18 protein-coding genes and 1 pseudogene are annotated in these 18,444 nt (G+C 67.1%); 8 read left to right on the top strand and 11 right to left on the bottom strand.

What is annotated here, in order from left to right; genetic code table 11:
- The first annotated feature begins 1 nt into the window (after position 1).
- The 3 genes and pseudogenes from alc to AC5LXX_RS10150 all read left to right on the top strand — a co-directional run.
- On the top strand, positions 2-1,015 hold the full coding sequence (gene alc, locus AC5LXX_RS10160) for an allantoicase (protein WP_493409397.1): 1,014 nt from the start codon (positions 2-4) through the stop codon (positions 1,013-1,015).
- Positions 1,012-1,524, top strand: a complete 513-nt coding sequence (locus tag AC5LXX_RS10155) for an ureidoglycolate lyase (protein ID WP_124450504.1) — start codon at positions 1,012-1,014, stop codon at positions 1,522-1,524. Before alc ends, AC5LXX_RS10155 begins: the two co-directional genes overlap by 4 nt.
- Positions 1,525-1,739: 215 nt before the next feature.
- Positions 1,740-1,826: pseudogene (locus AC5LXX_RS10150) on the top strand (RidA family protein); the annotation flags it as partial.
- A gap of 16 nt (positions 1,827-1,842) precedes the next feature.
- Here the strand turns inward: AC5LXX_RS10150 and AC5LXX_RS10145 are convergent.
- Positions 1,843-2,658, bottom strand: a complete 816-nt coding sequence (locus AC5LXX_RS10145) for an aminotransferase class IV family protein (RefSeq protein WP_493409396.1) — start codon at positions 2,656-2,658, stop codon at positions 1,843-1,845.
- 133 nt (positions 2,659-2,791) lie between these two features.
- On the opposite strand from AC5LXX_RS10145, the gene AC5LXX_RS10140 reads away from it, so the two are divergent.
- Both AC5LXX_RS10140 and AC5LXX_RS10135 read left to right on the top strand, forming a co-directional pair.
- Positions 2,792-3,712, top strand: coding sequence for a LysR substrate-binding domain-containing protein (locus AC5LXX_RS10140; protein WP_493409395.1), 921 nt, complete (start codon positions 2,792-2,794; stop codon positions 3,710-3,712).
- Between the two features lie 72 nt (positions 3,713-3,784).
- Positions 3,785-4,195: an ACT domain-containing protein gene (locus AC5LXX_RS10135; protein ID WP_493409394.1), complete on the top strand. Its 411-nt coding sequence runs from the start codon at positions 3,785-3,787 to the stop codon at positions 4,193-4,195.
- Positions 4,196-4,294: 99 nt separating this feature from the next.
- Here AC5LXX_RS10135 and AC5LXX_RS10130 read toward each other — a convergent pair whose 3' ends face one another.
- Both AC5LXX_RS10130 and uraH read right to left on the bottom strand, forming a co-directional pair.
- Positions 4,295-5,488: a urate hydroxylase PuuD gene (locus AC5LXX_RS10130; RefSeq protein ID WP_124450496.1), complete on the bottom strand. Its 1,194-nt coding sequence runs from the start codon at positions 5,486-5,488 to the stop codon at positions 4,295-4,297.
- Between the two features lie 52 nt (positions 5,489-5,540).
- Complete coding sequence (gene uraH / locus AC5LXX_RS10125; RefSeq protein ID WP_175904403.1) at positions 5,541-5,894, bottom strand: hydroxyisourate hydrolase; 354 nt, start codon at positions 5,892-5,894, stop codon at positions 5,541-5,543.
- 506 nt (positions 5,895-6,400) lie between these two features.
- On the opposite strand from uraH, the gene AC5LXX_RS10120 reads away from it, so the two are divergent.
- Positions 6,401-7,813: an 8-oxoguanine deaminase gene (locus AC5LXX_RS10120; protein ID WP_493409393.1), complete on the top strand. Its 1,413-nt coding sequence runs from the start codon at positions 6,401-6,403 to the stop codon at positions 7,811-7,813.
- A 102-nt stretch (positions 7,814-7,915) separates the two neighbouring features.
- Here the strand turns inward: AC5LXX_RS10120 and AC5LXX_RS10115 are convergent, their stop codons facing one another.
- A complete protein-coding gene (locus tag AC5LXX_RS10115; protein WP_006478550.1) occupies positions 7,916-8,845 on the bottom strand; it encodes a LysR substrate-binding domain-containing protein in 930 nt (309 codons plus the stop codon).
- Between the two features lie 216 nt (positions 8,846-9,061).
- Entirely contained in the window at positions 9,062-9,271 is a 210-nt protein-coding gene (locus tag AC5LXX_RS10110) for a dodecin (protein WP_006493215.1), read from the bottom strand.
- A gap of 146 nt (positions 9,272-9,417) precedes the next feature.
- Between AC5LXX_RS10110 and AC5LXX_RS10105 the strand changes: the two genes are divergently transcribed.
- The gene (locus AC5LXX_RS10105) at positions 9,418-10,311 is read left to right on the top strand and encodes an NAD(P)-dependent oxidoreductase (protein ID WP_493409392.1); all 894 of its coding nucleotides are present in this window, start codon (positions 9,418-9,420) and stop codon (positions 10,309-10,311) included.
- A 66-nt stretch (positions 10,312-10,377) separates the two neighbouring features.
- Here AC5LXX_RS10105 and AC5LXX_RS10100 read toward each other — a convergent pair whose 3' ends face one another.
- The 4 genes from AC5LXX_RS10100 to AC5LXX_RS10085 all read right to left on the bottom strand — a co-directional run bounded on the left by AC5LXX_RS10100 (position 10,378) and on the right by AC5LXX_RS10085 (position 13,745).
- Positions 10,378-10,824 (bottom strand): hypothetical protein, encoded by a 447-nt coding sequence (locus tag AC5LXX_RS10100; RefSeq protein ID WP_027784713.1) that lies wholly within the window; start codon positions 10,822-10,824, stop codon positions 10,378-10,380.
- A gap of 333 nt (positions 10,825-11,157) precedes the next feature.
- Positions 11,158-11,589, bottom strand: coding sequence for a large conductance mechanosensitive channel protein MscL (mscL, locus tag AC5LXX_RS10095; protein ID WP_124450490.1), 432 nt, complete (start codon positions 11,587-11,589; stop codon positions 11,158-11,160).
- A gap of 223 nt (positions 11,590-11,812) precedes the next feature.
- A complete protein-coding gene (locus AC5LXX_RS10090) occupies positions 11,813-12,973 on the bottom strand; it encodes a tetratricopeptide repeat protein (RefSeq protein WP_493409391.1) in 1,161 nt (386 codons plus the stop codon).
- Between the two features lie 91 nt (positions 12,974-13,064).
- Entirely contained in the window at positions 13,065-13,745 is a 681-nt protein-coding gene (locus AC5LXX_RS10085) for a PspA/IM30 family protein (RefSeq protein WP_493409390.1), read from the bottom strand.
- 442 nt (positions 13,746-14,187) lie between these two features.
- Between AC5LXX_RS10085 and AC5LXX_RS10080 the strand changes: the two genes are divergently transcribed.
- Positions 14,188-16,710: a penicillin-binding protein 1A gene (locus AC5LXX_RS10080; RefSeq protein ID WP_493409389.1), complete on the top strand. Its 2,523-nt coding sequence runs from the start codon at positions 14,188-14,190 to the stop codon at positions 16,708-16,710.
- 83 nt (positions 16,711-16,793) lie between these two features.
- On the opposite strand, the gene AC5LXX_RS10075 is transcribed toward AC5LXX_RS10080, so the two are convergent.
- Both AC5LXX_RS10075 and AC5LXX_RS10070 read right to left on the bottom strand, forming a co-directional pair.
- Positions 16,794-17,222, bottom strand: a complete 429-nt coding sequence (locus AC5LXX_RS10075; RefSeq protein ID WP_493409388.1) for a DUF3574 domain-containing protein — start codon at positions 17,220-17,222, stop codon at positions 16,794-16,796.
- Positions 17,223-17,366: 144 nt separating this feature from the next.
- Positions 17,367-18,386: a threonine/serine dehydratase family protein gene (locus tag AC5LXX_RS10070; protein WP_124450482.1), complete on the bottom strand. Its 1,020-nt coding sequence runs from the start codon at positions 18,384-18,386 to the stop codon at positions 17,367-17,369.
- Positions 18,387-18,444 lie beyond the last annotated feature (58 nt).

The raw sequence follows: 18,444 nt of genomic DNA, 5'->3' as shown, positions 1-18,444 counted from the left end.
CATGGCTGTTCCGCTTCTCGATCCCAACGCACCCGATTTCACGCGGCGCTACGTGAATCTCGCCGACCCGCGTCTCGGTGCGCAGGCGCTCGAGGCCAGCGACGATTTCTTCGCGCCGAAGGACCGGATGCTGAACCCCGAGCCGGCCGTCTTCATCCCCGGCAAGTACGACGACCACGGCAAGTGGATGGACGGCTGGGAAACGCGCCGCAAGCGCACGACGGGCTACGACTGGTGCATCGTCAAGCTCGCGCGTCCGGGCGTGATCAAGGGCTTCGACATCGACACGAGCCACTTCACCGGCAACTTCCCGCCGGCCGCGTCGATCGAGGCCGCATTCGTGGCCGACGGCGCACCGACGCATGCGACCGAGTGGGTCGAGATCGTGCCGTCGACGACGCTGCAGGGCAACAGCCATCACTACGTCGAGGCGAGCGATGTGCGTGCGTTCACGCACCTGCGCGTGAACATCTACCCGGACGGCGGCATTGCGCGCCTGCGCGTGTACGGCCAGCCGCAGCTCGACTGGGCCGGCGCGAGCGCGACCGAGCAGTTCGACCTCGCGGCGATGGAAAACGGCGGTTACGTCGTGGCTGCCAACAACCAGCACTTCGGCGTCGCATCGAACCTGCTGCTGCCGGGCCGCGGCGTGAACATGGGCGACGGCTGGGAAACCCGCCGCCGCCGCGAACCGGGCAATGACTGGGCGATCATCGCGCTCGCGCAGCCGGGCGTGATCCGCAAGATCGAAGTCGATACCGCGTTCTTCAAGGGCAACTACCCGGACCGCTGCTCGATCCAGGCCGCCTACGTGTCGGGCGGCACGGACAGCTCGCTGATCACGCAGTCGATGTTCTGGCCGGTGCTGCTCGGCGAACAGAAGCTGCAGATGGACAAGCAGCATTATTTCGACCACGACATCGCGTCGCTCGGCCCTGTCACGCACGTGCGACTGAACATCATTCCGGACGGCGGCGTGTCGCGCCTGCGTCTGTGGGGGACGCTCGACAAATGAAGACGCTGGCAATCGAACCGCTGACCAAGGAGGCGTTCGCGCCGTTCGGCGACGTGATCGAAACGGACGGGGCGAAGCAGATCCCGATCAACCTCGGCACGACGATCCGCTTTCACGATCTCGCGAAAGTCGACGTGACCGATGAAGACGGCCGCACGCTCGTCAACCTGTTCCGTGGCCAGCCGCGTACGCTGCCGTTCGAAGTGAAGATGCTGGAGCGGCACCCGCTCGGCAGCCAGGCGTTCGTGCCGCTGAACGACCAGCCGTATCTCGTCGTCGTTGCGCCCGCGGGCGATCTCGATCCGGCGAAGATCCGCGCGTTCGTGACGAGCGGCTGGCAGGGCGTCAACTATGCGAAGGGCGTGTGGCATCACCCGCTGATCGCGCTCGGCGGCGTCAGCGACTTCATCGTCGTCGATCGCGGCGGTGACGGCCTGAACCTGAACGAGCAGGATCTGCAGGAATCGCTGTGGCTCACCGACGAAGCGCTGCATGCGCTGACGGCCTGAGTCGCCGGCGTACTCGCGACTGACCGGCTGTCTGCCTGTCTGCCGAAGCCCGCGCAAGGTGCGCGGGTTTTTTTATGGGCGGTCGCTTTCTCTCGATTCAGGTTGCGACGGTTTTGCTCGTGTCGCGCGAACTGCCGCCGCGGCGCCGGTTCGCGACCGGAGCATGCTGCGCCATCAGGTCGGCGACCCCGTCGACGAAGACGCGCCGCACGGCGCTGACTGCCGTCGGCGTGACCTGGCTGTACGGCTTCCAGTTCGAGATCAAGGTGATCGCGCGGCTGCCGGAGACCGTTGACGGTTGAGCAGGGCGTGCGCATGTCACGGCGCGACGGGCGGCTCCTGTTCATACGCGTGATGCAGCAGTGCCGCGAGCGATGACGACTCGGGCAGCATCGCCGTGCCGAACCGGCGCACGGCGATGCCCGGCGTCCACGAGTTCATCACGACGGCACCGGCCATCGAGGGCAGGTCGGCGGGTGTCACTTCACGGTCGTGCTGCGCGACGCCGAGGCGCGCCAGTTGCCGCCGCAGGATGCCCATCGTGACGCCGCCGAGCATGCCGGCCACCGGCCACACGACCGCGTCGCCGGTCCGGAACGCGACGTTCCAGATCGAGCCTTCGCTGATGCGCCCGTGACGATCGACGAACGCCGCATCGTCGAAACCTTGCGCGACCGCGCGGCGCAGGAAGTGCGTCTTCGCTGCTTCGCCGACGTGCTTGATGTCCGGCAGCACGCGCTCGTGTTCGAACAGCGCGAGATCGAGCGGGCCGGCTGGCCCCGACGACGGCGCGGCGGTGCGCACCAGCACGTCGAGCGCTTCGTCGTCGCGCGGCGCGACGAATTCACCAGTCGTCGCGTGCACGGTCGCGGTCAGCGACAGCGCCGACGGCGCACGATCGAGCGCGGCGCGCAGGAACGCGCGAATCCGCTCGTCGGGCAGCGCATGACCGAACAGCGCGTTCGACTCGTCGCGCAACCGTGTGAGGTGCAGGTCGAGCCCGCGTACGCGGCCGTCGCGTATCTGCATCGCGGTGAAATGCGCGTGGCCCGCGAATGCCAGCGCAGCGAGCGCATCGGGCGTGGCGGCCACGCCGTTGATCTGGGCGACGGACGGGAACGGTGCTGCGGTCATCGGCGAATCTCCAGGTTGGCCGCGGGCGCCGGGCGGCGCGCGGCATCTTCAAGAAGACCTATTGTTTGCCGATTGATGAGGTCGTGAAAAGCGAGTAGTTTTGGAGCGGTCATCAAATTCTGTTTGAAGATCGATGGAACGCATGTGGCCCGGTACGCGCGCGCTGAGAACGTTCGATGCGGCGGCGCGGCACCTGAATTTTTCGCGGGCGGCCGACGAGGTCGGGCTGACGCCGGCAGCCGTCAGTCACCAGATCAAGGAGATCGAGGCGCAGCTCGGCATGGAATTGTTCGTCCGGACGAGCCGCAACATCCGGCTGACGCCAGCCGGCGCGGTGCTGGCTGCGGCCGCTGCCGATGCGCTGGCGGGCCTGCGGCACGCGACCGCACGGGCACGACGGATCGCGCGCGAGCAGACGGAACTGCGCGTGTCGGTCGGCGCGCGCTTCGCGACGCACTGGCTGCTGCCGCGCCTGCCGCGCTTCAAGGCCGCGCATCCGGCACTCGAACTGACGTTCGACATCACCGACCGCTTGCGCGACTTCGACGGCGACGATGTCGATGTCGCGATCCGCTTCGGCACCGGGCGTTATCGCGACGCGTGCGCGCAGCGCCTGTTCGGCACCTCGGTCGTCGCGATCTGCAGCCCCGCGCGGTTGTCGGCCGGCCCGCCGTTGCGCAAGCCGCGCGACCTGTTGCGCCACACGCTTTGCCACGCCGACTGCGAAGTCGACGGCGTGACCTGGCCGCGCTGGTCGGCATGGATGGCCGCAGCCGGCATCGACGGTTTCGACGACAGCCGGTGTGTCGCGTTTCCGGATTCGAGCCACGTCGTTCAGGCCGTGATGGACGGTACGACGGTCGGGCTGGCGGAGCCGCACATGATCGCGCGCGATGTTGCCGATGGGCGCCTCGTGCAGTTGTTCGACGTGAACGTCGAGGTGGCGCCGGGGCTCGCGTATCACGTCGTGTATCCGGCGCACACGCAGGATGATCCGCGCATCGTCGCATTGAGCGACTGGCTCGCGGACGAAGCGGCGATGGCGCACGCGTAGCGGTGGCAGCACGCGTGCTATCGTGCCCGCATCACCACCGCGCGTTTGCCCGCTTCCGGGCATGTTCCTCCGATGAGCCAACCTGAAAACGACCTCGCGGCTCTGCTGCGCACGATGCGACCTGAACTGCATCCTGGTGCCTTTGCCTTCGTGTCGCTGCCGTCCGGTGCAGACGTATCGTTATCCGAAATAATCGCGACGTTCCGCGAAGCGGAAGGGTTGACGGTCGTGGCCGACGAGGAAACGGCCGCACGTCACGCGTGGCCCGTGCTGTTCCGCGCCGCGTGGATCACGCTGACCGTGCATTCCGATCTCGCGGCCGTCGGGCTTACCGCCGCATTCGCCCGCGCACTCGGCGCGGCCGGCATCAGCTGCAACGTGATGGCCGCCGCGTACCACGATCACATCTTCGTACCGTTCGACGACGGCCCGCGTGCACTCGAGGCACTCGTCGCACTGCAGCGCGACGCGCTGCGCGGCTAGCGCAAGAAGCGCATTCCGGGCCCGCAAAAAAAACGGGCCCGTCACCGGGCCCGCGAACGGAGAGGATTGCGCCGGCGAATGCTTCCGGCGCCCGGCGGCTTACTTGACCGCGCCACCCTCGAACCAGGCGGCGAGCTTCACGCGCTCGTCGTCGGTCATGTGCGTGACGTTGCCGATTGGCATCGCCTTCAGGCGCACGGCCTGTTCGTAGATACGCTGCGCGTTCTTCGACACTTCGTCCGGCGTGTCGAACATCACGCCCGCGGGTGCGCTGCCCATCAGCGTCGGCTTCGACGAGTGGCACTCGACGCAACGCTGCTGCAGGATCGGCATGATGTCGTTGATCACGATCTTCGGCGCGTTCGCGGCCTGCGCTTCCGGTGCGACGGGCTTCGGCATCGTCCACACCAGCGCGCCCGACAGCAGCGCGACGCCGCCGATCGGCAGGTACCACAGCTGCTTGCCGCGGTGACGCATCACGAAGAACTGGCGAATCAGCGCGCCGGCCAGCATGATCAGCACGAGCACGACCCAGTTGAACTTGTTCGTGTACGTCATCGCATAGTGGTTCGACAGCATCGCGAACACGACCGGCAGCGTGAAGTACGTGTTGTGCACCGAGCGCTGCTTGCCGCGCTTGCCGTAGATCGGGTTCGGTTCTTCGCCCTTGAGCATCTTGTCGACCATCTTGCGCTGGCCGGGGATGATCACGAAGAACACGTTCGCCGACATGATCGTCGCGAGCATCGCGCCGACGATCAGGTAGGCGGCACGGCCCGAGAAGATGTGGCATGCGAGGTACGCGGCGACGACGACGTAGAGGCCGACGCAGATGCCGAGCACGCGGTCGTTGGTGCCGAGGATGCGGCACAGCGAGTCGTAGACGATCCAGCCGGCTGCGAGGAAGCCGAGTGCGGATGCGACGGCGACGACCGGGCCCATGTCGAGCACGCTCTTGTCGATCAGGTACGTGTTCGGCGCGAGCAGGTACAGCACGAAGAACAGCGAGAAGCCCGACAGCCAGGTCGTGTACGACGGCCACTTCGACCAGTGCAGGTCATCCGGCATTTCCGGCGGGGCGACCGTGTACTTCTGCATGTTGTAGAAACCGCCGCCGTGGACGTGCCACAGCTCGCCGAACACGCCGCGCTTGCGCTGGTTCGGGTCGGTCGGCGGCTTCAGGCTGTTGTCGAGCGCGACGAAATAGAAGGACTCGCCGATCCACGCAATGGCGACGATGACGTGCAGCCATCGCAGCGCGAGGTTCAGCCAGTCGGTGATGAAGCCTTCCATGAAACTCCTCCAGACTCAGATCGTTTGTTTGATGCGGGCGCTGATTCGAATGTCAGCTGCCGCGATAGGTGCTGTACGACCACGGCGACACGAGCAGCGGCACGTGGTAGTGCGAGCCGGCGTCGGCGATGCCGAAGCGGAGTACGACGCGGTCGACGAAGCGGGGTTCGGGTACCTTCACGCCGAGCGACGCGAAGTAGTCGCCGGCATGGAACACGAGTTCGTATTCGCCGGTGGCGAGCGCGGCGCCTTCGAGCAGGGGCTCGTCGCAGCGGCCGTCGCTATTGGTCAGCACGGTCTTGATCGCGCGGCGCGATTCGCCGTCCAGCGCGTAGAGGTCCACCTTGATTGCCGCGCCGGGACGGCCGTGCGCCGTATCGAGTACGTGGGTAGTGAGCTTTCCCATTCGTTGTGTCCTTGTATGAATGCGAGGTTCGGCGGCGACTCGATCCATTGACTATGCGGCGGATCGAGGCTCCACGTCACGTGGCTACATACCCGTCGGCGAGATTGAAGCGAGCGCCGTGCAGGCATTGTAAAAAGGTTCCCTGCGCAAATACGGGCGCGATATCAAAGATAATGCGCCGCGCATGAGCGGCTGTCGACGGCACGCCGGACACGGCTTCGGGCGTGGGTATCGGGCGCCCGGCGGGGCGTCGGGCGGCGTACCATACCGAATCCCTGAAGGACGGTATTCCGGATTGCGCATTGTGTGCGGCGCGCGCTTGGGCGATCCTCCCGTCGTGCGCGTCGGCCAGTGGCCCGCGCGTACCCCGAAGACGGCGAGCACGCCGGGTAACCGGGCCAGGGCGTTCGAACGGACGCAGGCACCGGGGCGTGCCGCGATTCAGCGTTCGAACGAGTGTGACCGCCTCCAGGCAGCCCCTGGGGGCAGACCGACGCGGAGAACGCATGAACTTCGAGCAGCACGCTGGCGCACGCGCGCCGAACACCTCCTCATCCCGCCCGAAGACCCTGCTGGTCAAGCACGCCGACGTGCTCGTGACCATGGACGACACGCGCCGCGAGCTGCGCGACGCGGGGCTCTACATCGAAGACAACCGGATCGTCGCGGTCGGCCCGAGCGCCGAGCTGCCCGACACGGCCGACGAAGTGCTCGACCTGCGCGGCCACCTCGTGATCCCGGGGCTCGTGAACACGCACCACCACATGTACCAGAGCCTCACGCGCGCGGTGCCCGCGGCGCAGAACGCCGAGCTGTTCGGCTGGCTCACGAACCTGTACCGGATCTGGGCGCACCTGACGCCCGAGATGATCGAGGTGTCGACGCTGACCGCGATGGCCGAGCTGCTGCAGTCCGGCTGCACGACGTCGAGCGACCACCTGTACATCTATCCGAACGGCAGCCGGCTCGACGACAGCATCGGCGCCGCGCAGCGGATCGGCATGCGCTTTCACGCGAGCCGCGGCTCGATGAGCGTCGGCCAGCGCGACGGCGGGCTGCCGCCCGATTCCGTCGTCGAGCGCGAGCCCGACATCCTGCGCGACACGCAGCGCCTGATCGAGACCTATCACGACGAGGGCCGTTACGCGATGCTGCGCGTGGTGGTCGCGCCGTGCTCGCCGTTCTCGGTGAGCCGCGAGCTGATGCGCGACGCGGCCGTGCTTGCGCGCGAATACGGTGTGTCGCTGCATACGCACCTCGCGGAGAACGTCAACGACATCGCGTACAGCCGCGAGAAGTTCGGGATGACGCCGGCCGAATATGCGGAAGATCTCGGCTGGGTCGGCCACGACGTGTGGCATGCGCACTGCGTGCAGCTCGACGATGCGGGCATCGGCCTGTTCGCGCGCACCGGTACGGGCGTCGCGCACTGTCCGTGCTCGAACATGCGGCTCGCGTCGGGCATCGCACCGGTGAAGAAGATGCGTCTCGCGGGCGTGCCGGTCGGCCTCGGCGTCGACGGTTCGGCGTCGAACGACGGCGCGCAGATGGTCGCAGAAGTGCGGCAGGCGCTGCTGCTGCAGCGGGTCGGCTTCGGGCCCGATGCGATGACCGCGCGCGACGCGCTCGAGATCGCGACGCTCGGTGGTGCGAAGGTGCTGAACCGCGACGACATCGGCGCGCTGAAGCCCGGCATGGCCGCGGACTTCGCCGCATTCGACCTGCGCCAGCCGCTGTTCGCGGGCGCACTCCACGATCCGGTGGCGGCGCTCGTGTTCTGCGCGCCGTCGCAGACGGCGTACACGGTGGTGAACGGGAAGGTGGTGGTGCGGGAAGGGCGGTTGGCGACGCTCGATCTGCCGCCTGTCATCGAGCGTCACAACGCGCTTGCACATGCGCTCGTCGAGGCATCGCGCTGAGCAACGCTGACATCGTCAGGCGGCCGCCTTGCAGGGCGTGCCGCCGGCCGTCGCCGTGCCGCGAGGTGTCGCGCGCCACGACGGCGCGGGCGGCTTGGTCTGCTACGCCTCGATCAGCGTGCGGGTGGCTTCGGCGACGAGGCTGCGCAGCCAGCGCACTTCGTCGGAGTAATGGCAGCGCTCGTGCCACAGCTGGTAGTACTGCATCGGCGGGAAGTCGAGCGGCGCCGGCACGACCGACAGCGGCAGGAACTTCGCGTAGTGATCGGCGAACAGGCGCGTCGTCGTGAAGATCAGGTCCGACTTCACGAGCACGTACGGCGCGAGGTTGAAGTACGGCAGCGTGACGACCACGTGGCGCTTGAGCCGTTCGCGCGCGAGATGCACGTCGATTGCGCCGCGCTGGCCAACCGAGTACGGCGTCGGCGCGAGATGCGGCGCGTTCAGGTACTGGTCGAGCGTGAGCCCGCCGCGCTTTGCGAACGGGTGCGTGTTGCTCATCAGGCAGACGATTTCGTCGACGAACAGGTTCGACAGGTGCAACTGCTCGGGCGGCTCGGGCCAGTTGCCGACGACGATGTCGAGCTTGCCGTCTTCCAGCGCGAGCTCGTAGTCGAACGCGGGGCCGAGCGAGTGGAACTCGAGCGTCGCATTCGGCGCGGCCAGGCGGAAGCGCTCGACGACGGTCGGCACGAACAGCACGTTCAGGTAGTCGGGGCAGCCGATCCGATAGCAGCGGATCGACGTGGCCGGGTCGAAGTTGTGCTGCTGGAACTTGATGCGCTCGATTTCACGCAGCGCGTTCTGTACCGGCTCGAGCAGGCGCAGCCCGTATTCGGTCGGCACCATGCCGGATTTGCCGCGCACCAGCAGCGGATCGCCGGTGATGTCGCGCAGGCGCCGCAGCGCGGCGCTGATCGCCGGTTGCGACTGGTTCAGTTTGACGGCCGCGCGCGTGACGCTGCGCTCCATCAACAAGGTGTGCAAGACGCGCAAGAGGTACGTGTCGATCGCCTCGCGTTGCTGACTCATGTTATCTCCGGTTTATATGGCTGGGCTGATCGAGGGATGGGGTGGGTATATCGTTTTTAATATGAACGAAAATCAGCGTCAAGAGATGGATACCCGCGGATGCCGGCCGGCCGGGCCGCGACAAGGGGCCTGAACGGGGCGAAAAGCAGGCGGGCGCGACGCCGCGCGGATGCGCGTTGCACGCATCCGGCAGGAGGGGGCGCCGCGCGCGGCGCGTCAGTCGTCGATGCGCATGCCGACCTTCAGCGTGACCTGCCAGTGCACGACCTGGTCGCCTTCGATGTGGCCGCGCGTTTCGGTCACCTGGAACCAGTGCAGGTTGTGCAGCGTCTTGCCGGCTTTCGAGATCGCGTTGCGGATCGCGTCGTCGCTCGATTGCCGCGATGAACCGGTCAGTTCGATCATCTTGTACACGTGGTCGCTCATGATTCGCTCCCTGGGATATCGGTCTGTATTGCCGGTGCAAGCCGCGGTCCCGAAGCGGTCCCGCTACGGTGCCGTGCGTGCCCGGCTTCTTGAGTGATAGGTATGATGGGCGGCAAGTGCAACCCATATCGGAGACGAGGAGCATCGTGGAAGTCGGATTTTGCGGACCGGGATTGATGGGCGCGCCGATGATTCGGCATTTGCTGGCGGCGGGGCATCGCGTCAGCGTGTGGAACCGCTCGCGCGACAAGGCAGAGGCACTGGTCAAGGACGGCGCGCAGGTGGTCGGTACGCCGCGCGAGCTGGCCGAGCGGGTCGATACGGTATTCGTGTGCGTGCTCGACGGCCGGGCGGTCGGCGACGTCGTGTTCGGCGAGTACGGGTTGCTCTCGGGCGACGCCGCGGCGCGCCGGCTGTTGCGCATCGTCGATCATTCGAGCATTCCGCCTGCGGCGACGCGCGACTACGCGGCGCGCGCGGCTGCACTCGGCGTCGGCTGGGTCGATGCGCCGGTGTCCGGCGGTGTGCCGGGCGCGCAGGCCGGCACGCTCGCGGTGATGGCCGGCGGCTGCGCGGCCGATCTCGACGCGGTGCGCCCGCTGATCGATACCTACGCGTCGCGCATCACGCATATGGGCGACGCGGGCGCGGGCCAGACGGCGAAGCTGTGCAACCAGGCGATCGTCACCGCGACGGTCACGGCCATTGCCGAGGCCGTCGGTCTCGCGCAGGCGAGCGGCATCGACGCCGCGCGCCTGGCCGAGGCGCTGGCCGGTGGCTGGGCCGACTCGGTGCTGCTGCAGACGTTCGTGCCGCGCATGACGTCGGGCGGCCATCCCGCGATCGGCGCGCTCAGTACGTTCCAGAAGGATGTCGATGCAATCGCCGAGGCCGCGCGCGACACGGGCGCGGTGATGCCCGTGTCGGCCACCGTTCAGCAGGTATTGCGGCTCGGTGCCGCGCAAGGGCTCGCCGGCGCCGATTTCGCCGCATTCATCGACATCGTGCGGCCGGGCAACGGCCGTCAGCAGGCGTCGTGACGGGCAAGCGGGGCGCGTGAATGGCAGATGGGCCGCCCGGAGGCGGCCCATCGGAGGACTGATTGATCAGCCGAGCGAACGGGGTGTCGTGTCGCCGGCGTTCTGGCGGCCGAGCCCGCCGCGCAGGCTCGCTTTCGTGCCTGCACCAAACTCGGGCAGGATGCGCGCACGCGCACGGCTCGCGAAGACGAGGAAGCCGAAGCCGTTCGCCTCGTACCAGTAGCCGCCGTTTTCGAGGCCGTCGAGCGGCTGCTCGAGCGCGTTGGCAATCGATTCGATGCAGCGCTTGCGCAGCTCGGCGATCGCCGGATAGGGCGGTTGGGCACCGCGCACGCTGCACAGGAGCACGTCGAGACCGGGCAGCACATGCGCATAGAGGACGGGTTCGTCCTGCGCACGGGCGCGGGCAATCTTGGTGTCGAGTTGAGCAAACGGTTTCGAGTGGCGCAGGACCGCGAGGAACGACTCCTGGCCATCCTGTTGCGCACGCCGACGTTTTTTCGGGAAGGACATAAACACTCGCCTCAAAAACAATTGCAAGAAATGCGGCACTTTCATGCGACCCACTCCCGGCTATGTACGCCGCATGTCGATCCTTTATAGCACACGAAAATGCTGCATTCGTGCAGTACGACGATCAATGTCTCCCGTCGACCTGCTCGCCATGATCGACACAGCCAGCGTCTTGGCGCCCGTACTGTCGTTTAGTCTCCATCATAGACCTGCTTTCCCCGCGCGTGCATTCGCCCGTCACAAAAAAATGAGATGGGACGCATGCGGCGGTGCACCGCGCGCGCAATAAAAAGGCCCGCACGCGGCGGGCCTGGCGGGCGGAGCGTTCGACGCTCAGCGCTGCTTCAACGAATCGCGGATCTCGCGCAGCAGCACTGTGTCTTCCGGCGTCGCGGCCGGGGCGGCTTCTTCCGGCTTGCGCAGCTTGTTGATGAATTTCACCATCATGAAGATGATGAACGCGAGGATGACGAAATTGATCGCCACGGTGATGAACGAGCCGTAACCGAATGCGGCGACGCCGGCGGCCTGCAGGTCCTTGAACGAATCGGGATTACCCTTGAACGTCGGGGGGATGGTGCCGAGCAGAACGAACTTGTTCGAGAAATCCAGACCGCCGGTCACCACGCCGATGACCGGCATGATGAGATCTTTCACGATCGAGTCGACGATCTTCGAGAACGCGCCGCCGATGATCACGCCGACGGCGAGATCCATCACGTTGCCCTTGACGGCGAACTCCTTGAATTCCTTGATGATGCTCATGAGCGGCTTTCTCCTGGTTGGGGCGTGGGGAGGCATGCCGCGACGCGCAGGATTGCATTGCGTCGAATGAGGGTCGGTGGCACGCCGATGGCCGCATGATAGCGAACGCTCCCCATTGCCGGTAGTCCATCTTGAAATGATTGACAAATTCGCGCGTCGGCGCGGCCGGCCAGCCAGGGGAGCGGGGCGTGTGTGGCAGCGCGTTCAGACGCGCTGCGCACGGTCAGGAGTTGTCGTCGGTCCAGCCGTCGTCGTTGCTGCCGAGGTCCATGCCGCCGCCGCTGTTGCCGTCGCTCCAGTTCGACGTGTCGCCGCGGCCGAGGTCGACGCCCGGGTCGGTTTCCTGCCGGCGACGCTCGCCGTCGACGATCACGTCGCGTTCGACCACGCGCTCGCGGCCGCCCGACATCGCCTCGCCGAGCAGCACGCCGGTCAGCAGCCCGCCCATCCCGCCGCCGAAACCGCCGCCGCCTTGCTGGATCACGACCGGCGGCTGCTGTTGCGGATACGGTTGCGGCGGGTAGGGCTGGCCCTGCGCGCCCGTCATGCGATCGGCTTCCTGCGCGTACACGGAGCCGCTGCCGTTCGCCGGTGCCGCGGGTTGCGCGGCCGGGTCGGGGCGGCCCTCGACACGCGCCTTCACGCTCGCATGGCGCTGTTCGAGTTCGTCGACGCGATACGGCGGCACCGGATTCTTGCCGTTCGACAGCGCCTCGACAAGCGTGCGCGCGTCGGTCTCGATCGCTTCGATTTCACCGACGAGCGCCGCGGCGCCGGGTGCCGTCGACAGCTTCGCATCGAGTTTCAGCGGACGAATGTCGTTCAGTACGTCGGTCGCGCGCTTGAGCTGCGTGCGGCGTTCGTCGTCGGCGCGGCCGTCGTCCGCCGTGCGCGCGCGCCGCAGCGTCCAGCGCAGCACCAGCGCGATGACCGCGACGATCAGCCCGAGGCCGATCCACATGCCGGTCGACGGGCCGTGTTTTTCGGCCGGTACGGCGGGCGCGAGCCCCGGCTGCAGCGTGCCGGCCTGCGTGGCCGTCTGCGCATTGCCGCTCACGCGTGCGGCGTCGGCGCGAATGCGCGACTCGGTCTGTGCGAAGCGCGACGCGTCGGTGAACTTCAGTTGCGGGTCGAGCGACTTGGCGCGCTCCAGTTGCGCGAGCGCGTCGGACGCGCGGCCTTCGCGGTCCAGCACCTGCGCATACAGGTAGCGCGCATGCGCGTTGTTCGGATGGGCGTCGATGACTTGCGACAGCTGCGTGTCGGCTTGCTGCCAGTTGCGCTGCGCGATCGATTGCTCGACCTGCTGCAGCGACGGGACCGCAAACGCGGCGGACGACAGCAACATCAGCGAGAGGCCGAGTGCGGCGAGAGATTTCTTCATGGTCGAACCGGGCGCAGGCGCCCGTCTCCTGACAATCGGTTCGCGCCGCGCGCCCGGGGCCGGGCCGCGGCGCGGTTGCCCGCAGTGGCCGTTACTGCGCGGGCGTATCGAGCTGCTTCTTCAGCGCGGCGAGGCGATCCTCGACCGACGGGCCCTTGTTCAGCGCGGCGAGCTTGTCGTCGAGCGCCTTGCCGCTCGACGTATCGGCCGAATTCAGGCGGGCGTCCGAGCGGGCGTTCTGCAGCGCGACCTTGTCCTCGAGCTTCTGGAAATCCTCGGACAGGTTCTTGCCGCCGATGCCGCCCAGCGCGCTGGCTGCGACGTCCTTCGCCTGCGCGATTTCCTGCTTGGCCTGCAGGATGTTCGAGCGCGCATTCAGGTCGTTGCGGCGCTGGCGCATGTCGGCGATCTGCCCCTTCAGCTTCTCGACCGACGGCTCGAGCGTTGTCAGCTCGGCCGCGAGCGCATCGCGCTCGGCTTCCGCATTCGACTGCGCGGCGAGAGCCTCGCGGGCGAGCGCTTCGTCGCCGGACTGCAGCGCGCGCTTCGCGCCGTCCTCGTACTTCTTCACCTTGTCGTCGGCCGCATCGCGCTTGCTGCGCTGGGTCGCGACCTGTGCCTCGATCTCGATCAGCGAATTCTCGGCACGGCCGATGCTGTCGTCGAGCTCCCGCACGATCTGCCGTGCGTCGCGCGACGGATCCTGTACCGAATCGGCCGCATCGTTCAGCAGGCCTTTGATCGTGCGCGAAACAGAGTCGAAAAGCGACATGAAATCCTCCGTGGTTAAAGGCGCCGCGCATTCGCGGCAGTGCCCGCCGCGGGCCGGTTGCGACCCGCGTGAGCCGGCGGATATTACACCACCGGTTCACTTAAATACGGCTTAAACGCGCGAGTTCAAGCGGCTCGAGTATCCGGATGCCGAACCTTTCGCGACTGAAAGAAAGAGCCGGCAACGCGCGATATCGCGTGTCCATCATAGGCCGAGGATGCCGACAATACGTGCCGCAAATCACGGCATTGCGGGAATTTTTACAAAAAATCGCGAAGCCACCCGGTCGATTTCATTAAAATGCGCTGTCACGTCGCGGGAACGGATCGCCGCGCGGCGGGGTCTGTCGACGTGACAGCCGCATCTCGATGCACCCACTCTGATTCATCCGCTTGCATTTCCGCATGCGTCCGAGGGCGCCACGTACGCCCGCCATTCCGACATGCCAATTATCAAACGACCGCCTTCTTCTTCCGACAGGAACGAACCCCACTACTCGCTGCGCCGCTCGCCGTCCGGGGCCTATTACCCCGATGACGACGATCGCGACGACGACCGTCGCGCGCAGCAGCGCAGCGGGGGCGGCGGTGGACGCCGCCGCACGTTCGGCTCGCGCGTCGCGCTGTGGTTCGCCGGCCTGTTCGCGACGCTGGCGATCGTCGGCGCGCTGATCGTCGGCTATGCGCTGGTCGTGATGGCGCCGCAACTGCCGTCGCTCGATGCGCTGACCAACTACCAGCCGAAGGTGCCGCTGCGCGTGTTCACGGCCGATCACGTGCTGATCGGCGAGTTCGGCGAGGAGCGCCGCAGCCTCGTGCGCTTCCAGGACATTCCCGACGTGATGAAGAAGGCCGTGCTCGCGATCGAGGACTACCGCTTCTACGAACACGGCGGCGTCGACTTCGTCGGCATCCTGCGGGCCGGTGTGGCCGACCTGATGCACGGCGGCGCGCGGCAGGGCGCGAGCACGATCACGATGCAGGTCGCGCGCAACTTCTTCCTGTCGAGCGAGAAGACCTACACGCGCAAGATCTACGAAATGCTGCTCGCGTACAAGATCGAGAAGGCCCTGACGAAGGACCAGATCCTCGAGCTGTACATGAACCAGATCTATCTGGGCCAGCGTTCGTACGGTTTTGCAGCCGCTGCACGGGTGTATTTCGGCAAGGACCTGAAGGACATCACGCTGGCTGAAGCGGCGATGCTCGCGGGGCTGCCGAAGGCGCCGTCCGCGTATAACCCGGTCGTCAATCCGAAGCGCGCGAAGGTGCGTCAGGAGTACATCCTGAAGCGCATGCTCGAGGTCGGCTACATCACGCAGCCGCAGTACGACGAAGCGATCAAGGAAGAGATCCACGTGCGCACGCCGGGCAACCAGTACGCGGTGCACGGCGAATACGTCGCCGAGATGGTGCGGCAGATGATGTACCAGCAGTACAAGGACGAAACCTATACGCGCGGGCTGACTGTCACGACGACGATCAACTCGGCCGACCAGGAAGCGGCGTACCAGGCCGTGCGCCGCGGCATTCTCGACTACGAGCGCCGCCACGGCTATCGTGGGCCGGAAGCGTCGATCAACCTGCCGGCGGCCGGCGACGAGCGCGACGAGGCGATCGACGACGCACTCGCCGATCACCCGGACAACGGCGACCTGCAGTCGGCGGTCGTGCTGTCGGCGTCGCCGGGCGCGGTCGAGGTGCAGTTCGTCGGCGGCGCGACCACGACGATCGGGCCGGCCGGGCTGCGCTTCGTGTCGGCTGCATTGGGCCCGCGTGCGAACAACGCGCTGCGCATCAAGCCAGGCTCGGTCGTGCGCGTGCTGAAGGACGGCAAGACGGGCTGGCAGGTCGTGCAGCTGCCGCAGGTCGAAGGCGCGCTCGTCGCGATTGCGCCGCAGGACGGCGCGATCCGCTCGCTCGTCGGCGGCTTCGACTTCAACAAGAGCAAGTTCAACCACGTGACGCAGGCATGGCGGCAGCCGGGTTCGTCGTTCAAGCCGTTCATCTACTCGGCGTCGCTCGACAAGGGGCTCGGGCCGGCGACGATGATCAACGACGCGCCGCTGTACTTCCCGCCGAGCGTGCCGGGCGGCACCGCGTGGGAGCCGAAGGACGACGACCAGCCGGACGGCCCGATGACGATGCGCACCGGCCTGCAGCGCTCGAAGAACCTCGTGTCGATCCGGATCCTCGCGTCGATCGGCACGCAGTATGCGCAGGAGTACGTGACGCAGCGCTTCGGCTTCGATCCGGCGAAGACGCCGCCGTACCTGCCGATGGCGCTCGGCGCGGGCCTCGTGACGCCGCTGCAGCTCGCGACCGGCTACGCCGTGTTCGCGAACGGCGGCTACAAGGTCGATCCGTACCTGATCGCCGAAGTCGACGATGCACGCGGCCAGCCGCTGCAGAAGTCGCAGCCGGTGATCGCGGGCGGCACGGCGCCGCGCACGATCGAAGGCCGCAACGCGTACGTGATGAACAGCCTGCTGCACTCGGTCGCGACGGCCGGCACGGGCGCGGGCACCAACGCGCTGGGCCGCAGCGACCTGCAAGGCAAGACGGGTACGACGAACGACGCGAAGGACGGCTGGTTCGCCGGCTACCAGCAGTCGCTCGTCGCGGTCGCGTGGATGGGCTTCGACCAGCCGAAGAGCCTCGGCAGCCGCGAATTCGGCGCGCAGCTCGCGTTGCCGATCTGGGTGAACTACATGCGCACCGCGCTGAACGGCGTGCCCGAGCAGCAGATGCCGATGCCGGACGGCCTGACCTCGATCGACGGCGAGCTGTACTACGCCGATCGCACGCCGGGCAACGGCTTCGTCGCGAACGTCGACATCAACCCGGCCGAGAACGCGATCAGCGCGAACGACGCGCTCGGTTCGGCCGGTGCGGCCGGGCTCGCGCCGCCGCCCGTCACGCCGCAGGAGAAGCAGCAGATCATGGACATGTTCGAGAGCAAGTAAGCGGTACTTTGTTCGTCAGACATGCGACGGGCGCCTTCGGGCGCCCGTTTTTTTGCGCGAATGGCCGGCAGCAGCAGGGGGAATCAGAACGACGCGCAGGCCGGCACGACCGTCATGCCGACCGATTGCTGGTGGAAGCGCTGCATGTACGCTTGCCGGATCGCGGCGAGCCGCGTGCGCGTGTCGGGCGTATCGTCGGCGATGATACGGATCACGAAGCTGTCTTCGCGCGTGACGCCGCCGGTCGTGCGGTCGCGCCACTGGCCGTGGGTGTCCCAGTAGGTGAGGCCATCGGGGAAGCGCGGCGTGACGATATCGGCGAGGAACGCCGTGCGTTCTGCCTCGGTGACAGGGCCGCGCCCCGTGATGTCGCGCCCGAACAGCAGGTCGGCCTGCAGCATGCGGCTTTCGCCCGGTAGCGTGCAGGACGCCGGTTGCGAGACGGGCGAGGGCGCCGTCGCGCAACCGGCGAGCAGCGCGAGCGCCGCCGCGCATGCAACCAGCGGCCGCATCTGCCCATTTCGTGACGATCGACCTTCGCGCGCGCAAAACGCTGCGCGCTCAACCACTTGCGTGCTTGTCCGGCGGGTTATCAACAGGGCTGTCAACATAATCTGGGGATAACCCTAGGTTGGGTGCGGATGCCCGATGTGGCGTCAGTGCTGGAGTTTCGCGTGGGCGAGATGCATGCCGAGCGTGCCGGGATCGGTGTTCGTGCCCGACAGCAGCACGCCGACGCGCTTGCCCTGCAGCGTTTCGCGCAGCGGGCCGAGGAGTGCCGCGAGCGCGGCCGCGCACGCTGGTTCGACCGACAGCTTCAGGTGCGAGAACAGGAACAGCATCGCGGCGCGCAGCGCGTCGTCGGACACGGTGACGATGCGGTCGATGTGGCGCCGGCACAGCTGGTAGCTGTATTCCTCCGTATGCGGCGCCATCAGCGAATCGGCGATGGTCTGCATCGCGCTCATCTTGATCGTGTGGTTCGCCGCGAAGCTGCGGCTCATCGCGTCGGCGCCTTCCGGTTCGACGCCGTACACGTGCACGCGCGGATTCGCGAGCCGCAGCGCGGTCGCCATGCCGGCCGCGAGCCCGCCGCCGCCGATCGGCACGATCACCGCGTCGAGGTCGGGCGTCTGCGTCGCCCATTCGTAGCCAAGCGTCGCGGTGCCGAGGATCGTGTGATAGCCGTTGAACGGATGGATGAAGAAACGGCCTTCCTCGGCCTCGATGCGTCGCACGAGATCGAAGGCCTGCGATGCGCTGCCCGCGAGCACGACTTCCGCGTGGTACTGCTTGCATTGCGCGATGCGCGTCGGGCTCGCGGTGTGGAACATCACGACCTTCGCGCTGCTGCCGAGCCGCATCGCCGCATACGCGACGGCCGCGGCGTGATTGCCGGCCGACACGCACGTGACACCGGCGTTCTTGCGCGCCTCGTCGAGTGCGAGCAGGTGCGTGAACGCACCGCGCGCCTTGAAGCTGCCGCTCGCCTGCAACAGCTCGAACTTGAAGTTGACGTGCGTGCCCTCGAGGGACGGCAGGTCGGCGCGCTCGAACACGGGCGTGCGCGCGACCCACGGCGACAACGCGAAATGCTGCGCGGCGATTTCGTCGAGCGTCGGAATCGGCTCGCCGTCGATCGTCGTATGGGCAGTGCCCTGTTGTTCAGTCGACATGACGTGGCGGGTGGCGGAGTGGGCCGGCCCGCACACGCGGGCCGGCGTGGCGGGAGGC

It is taken from the genome of Burkholderia torrens, assembly GCF_984668525.1.
The sequence above is the reverse complement of the archived record's forward strand: the minus strand, read 5'-3'. Positions and strand labels throughout refer to the sequence as shown.

What these genes read in the sequence shown, in the direction of transcription:
- AC5LXX_RS10130 (WP_124450496.1), bottom strand. Translation starts at nt 5,488, where the DNA reads ATGGAAGGCTTCATCACCGACTGGCTGAACCTCGCGCTGCGATGGCTG.
- AC5LXX_RS10100 (WP_027784713.1), bottom strand. Translation starts at nt 10,824, where the DNA reads ATGTCCTTCCCGAAAAAACGTCGGCGTGCGCAACAGGATGGCCAGGAG.
- AC5LXX_RS10155 (WP_124450504.1), top strand. Translation starts at nt 1,012, where the DNA reads ATGAAGACGCTGGCAATCGAACCGCTGACCAAGGAGGCGTTCGCGCCG.
- AC5LXX_RS10120 (WP_493409393.1), top strand. Translation starts at nt 6,401, where the DNA reads ATGAACTTCGAGCAGCACGCTGGCGCACGCGCGCCGAACACCTCCTCA.
- AC5LXX_RS10075 (WP_493409388.1), bottom strand. Translation starts at nt 17,222, where the DNA reads ATGCGGCCGCTGGTTGCATGCGCGGCGGCGCTCGCGCTGCTCGCCGGT.
- AC5LXX_RS10145 (WP_493409396.1), bottom strand. Translation starts at nt 2,658, where the DNA reads ATGACCGCAGCACCGTTCCCGTCCGTCGCCCAGATCAACGGCGTGGCC.
- uraH (WP_175904403.1), bottom strand. Translation starts at nt 5,894, where the DNA reads ATGGGAAAGCTCACTACCCACGTACTCGATACGGCGCACGGCCGTCCC.
- AC5LXX_RS10080 (WP_493409389.1), top strand. Translation starts at nt 14,188, where the DNA reads ATGCCAATTATCAAACGACCGCCTTCTTCTTCCGACAGGAACGAACCC.
- AC5LXX_RS10115 (WP_006478550.1), bottom strand. Translation starts at nt 8,845, where the DNA reads ATGAGTCAGCAACGCGAGGCGATCGACACGTACCTCTTGCGCGTCTTG.
- mscL (WP_124450490.1), bottom strand. Translation starts at nt 11,589, where the DNA reads ATGAGCATCATCAAGGAATTCAAGGAGTTCGCCGTCAAGGGCAACGTG.
- AC5LXX_RS10085 (WP_493409390.1), bottom strand. Translation starts at nt 13,745, where the DNA reads ATGTCGCTTTTCGACTCTGTTTCGCGCACGATCAAAGGCCTGCTGAAC.
- AC5LXX_RS10140 (WP_493409395.1), top strand. Translation starts at nt 2,792, where the DNA reads ATGGAACGCATGTGGCCCGGTACGCGCGCGCTGAGAACGTTCGATGCG.
- alc (WP_493409397.1), top strand. Translation starts at nt 2, where the DNA reads ATGGCTGTTCCGCTTCTCGATCCCAACGCACCCGATTTCACGCGGCGC.
- AC5LXX_RS10110 (WP_006493215.1), bottom strand. Translation starts at nt 9,271, where the DNA reads ATGAGCGACCACGTGTACAAGATGATCGAACTGACCGGTTCATCGCGG.
- AC5LXX_RS10070 (WP_124450482.1), bottom strand. Translation starts at nt 18,386, where the DNA reads ATGTCGACTGAACAACAGGGCACTGCCCATACGACGATCGACGGCGAG.
- AC5LXX_RS10135 (WP_493409394.1), top strand. Translation starts at nt 3,785, where the DNA reads ATGAGCCAACCTGAAAACGACCTCGCGGCTCTGCTGCGCACGATGCGA.
- AC5LXX_RS10090 (WP_493409391.1), bottom strand. Translation starts at nt 12,973, where the DNA reads ATGAAGAAATCTCTCGCCGCACTCGGCCTCTCGCTGATGTTGCTGTCG.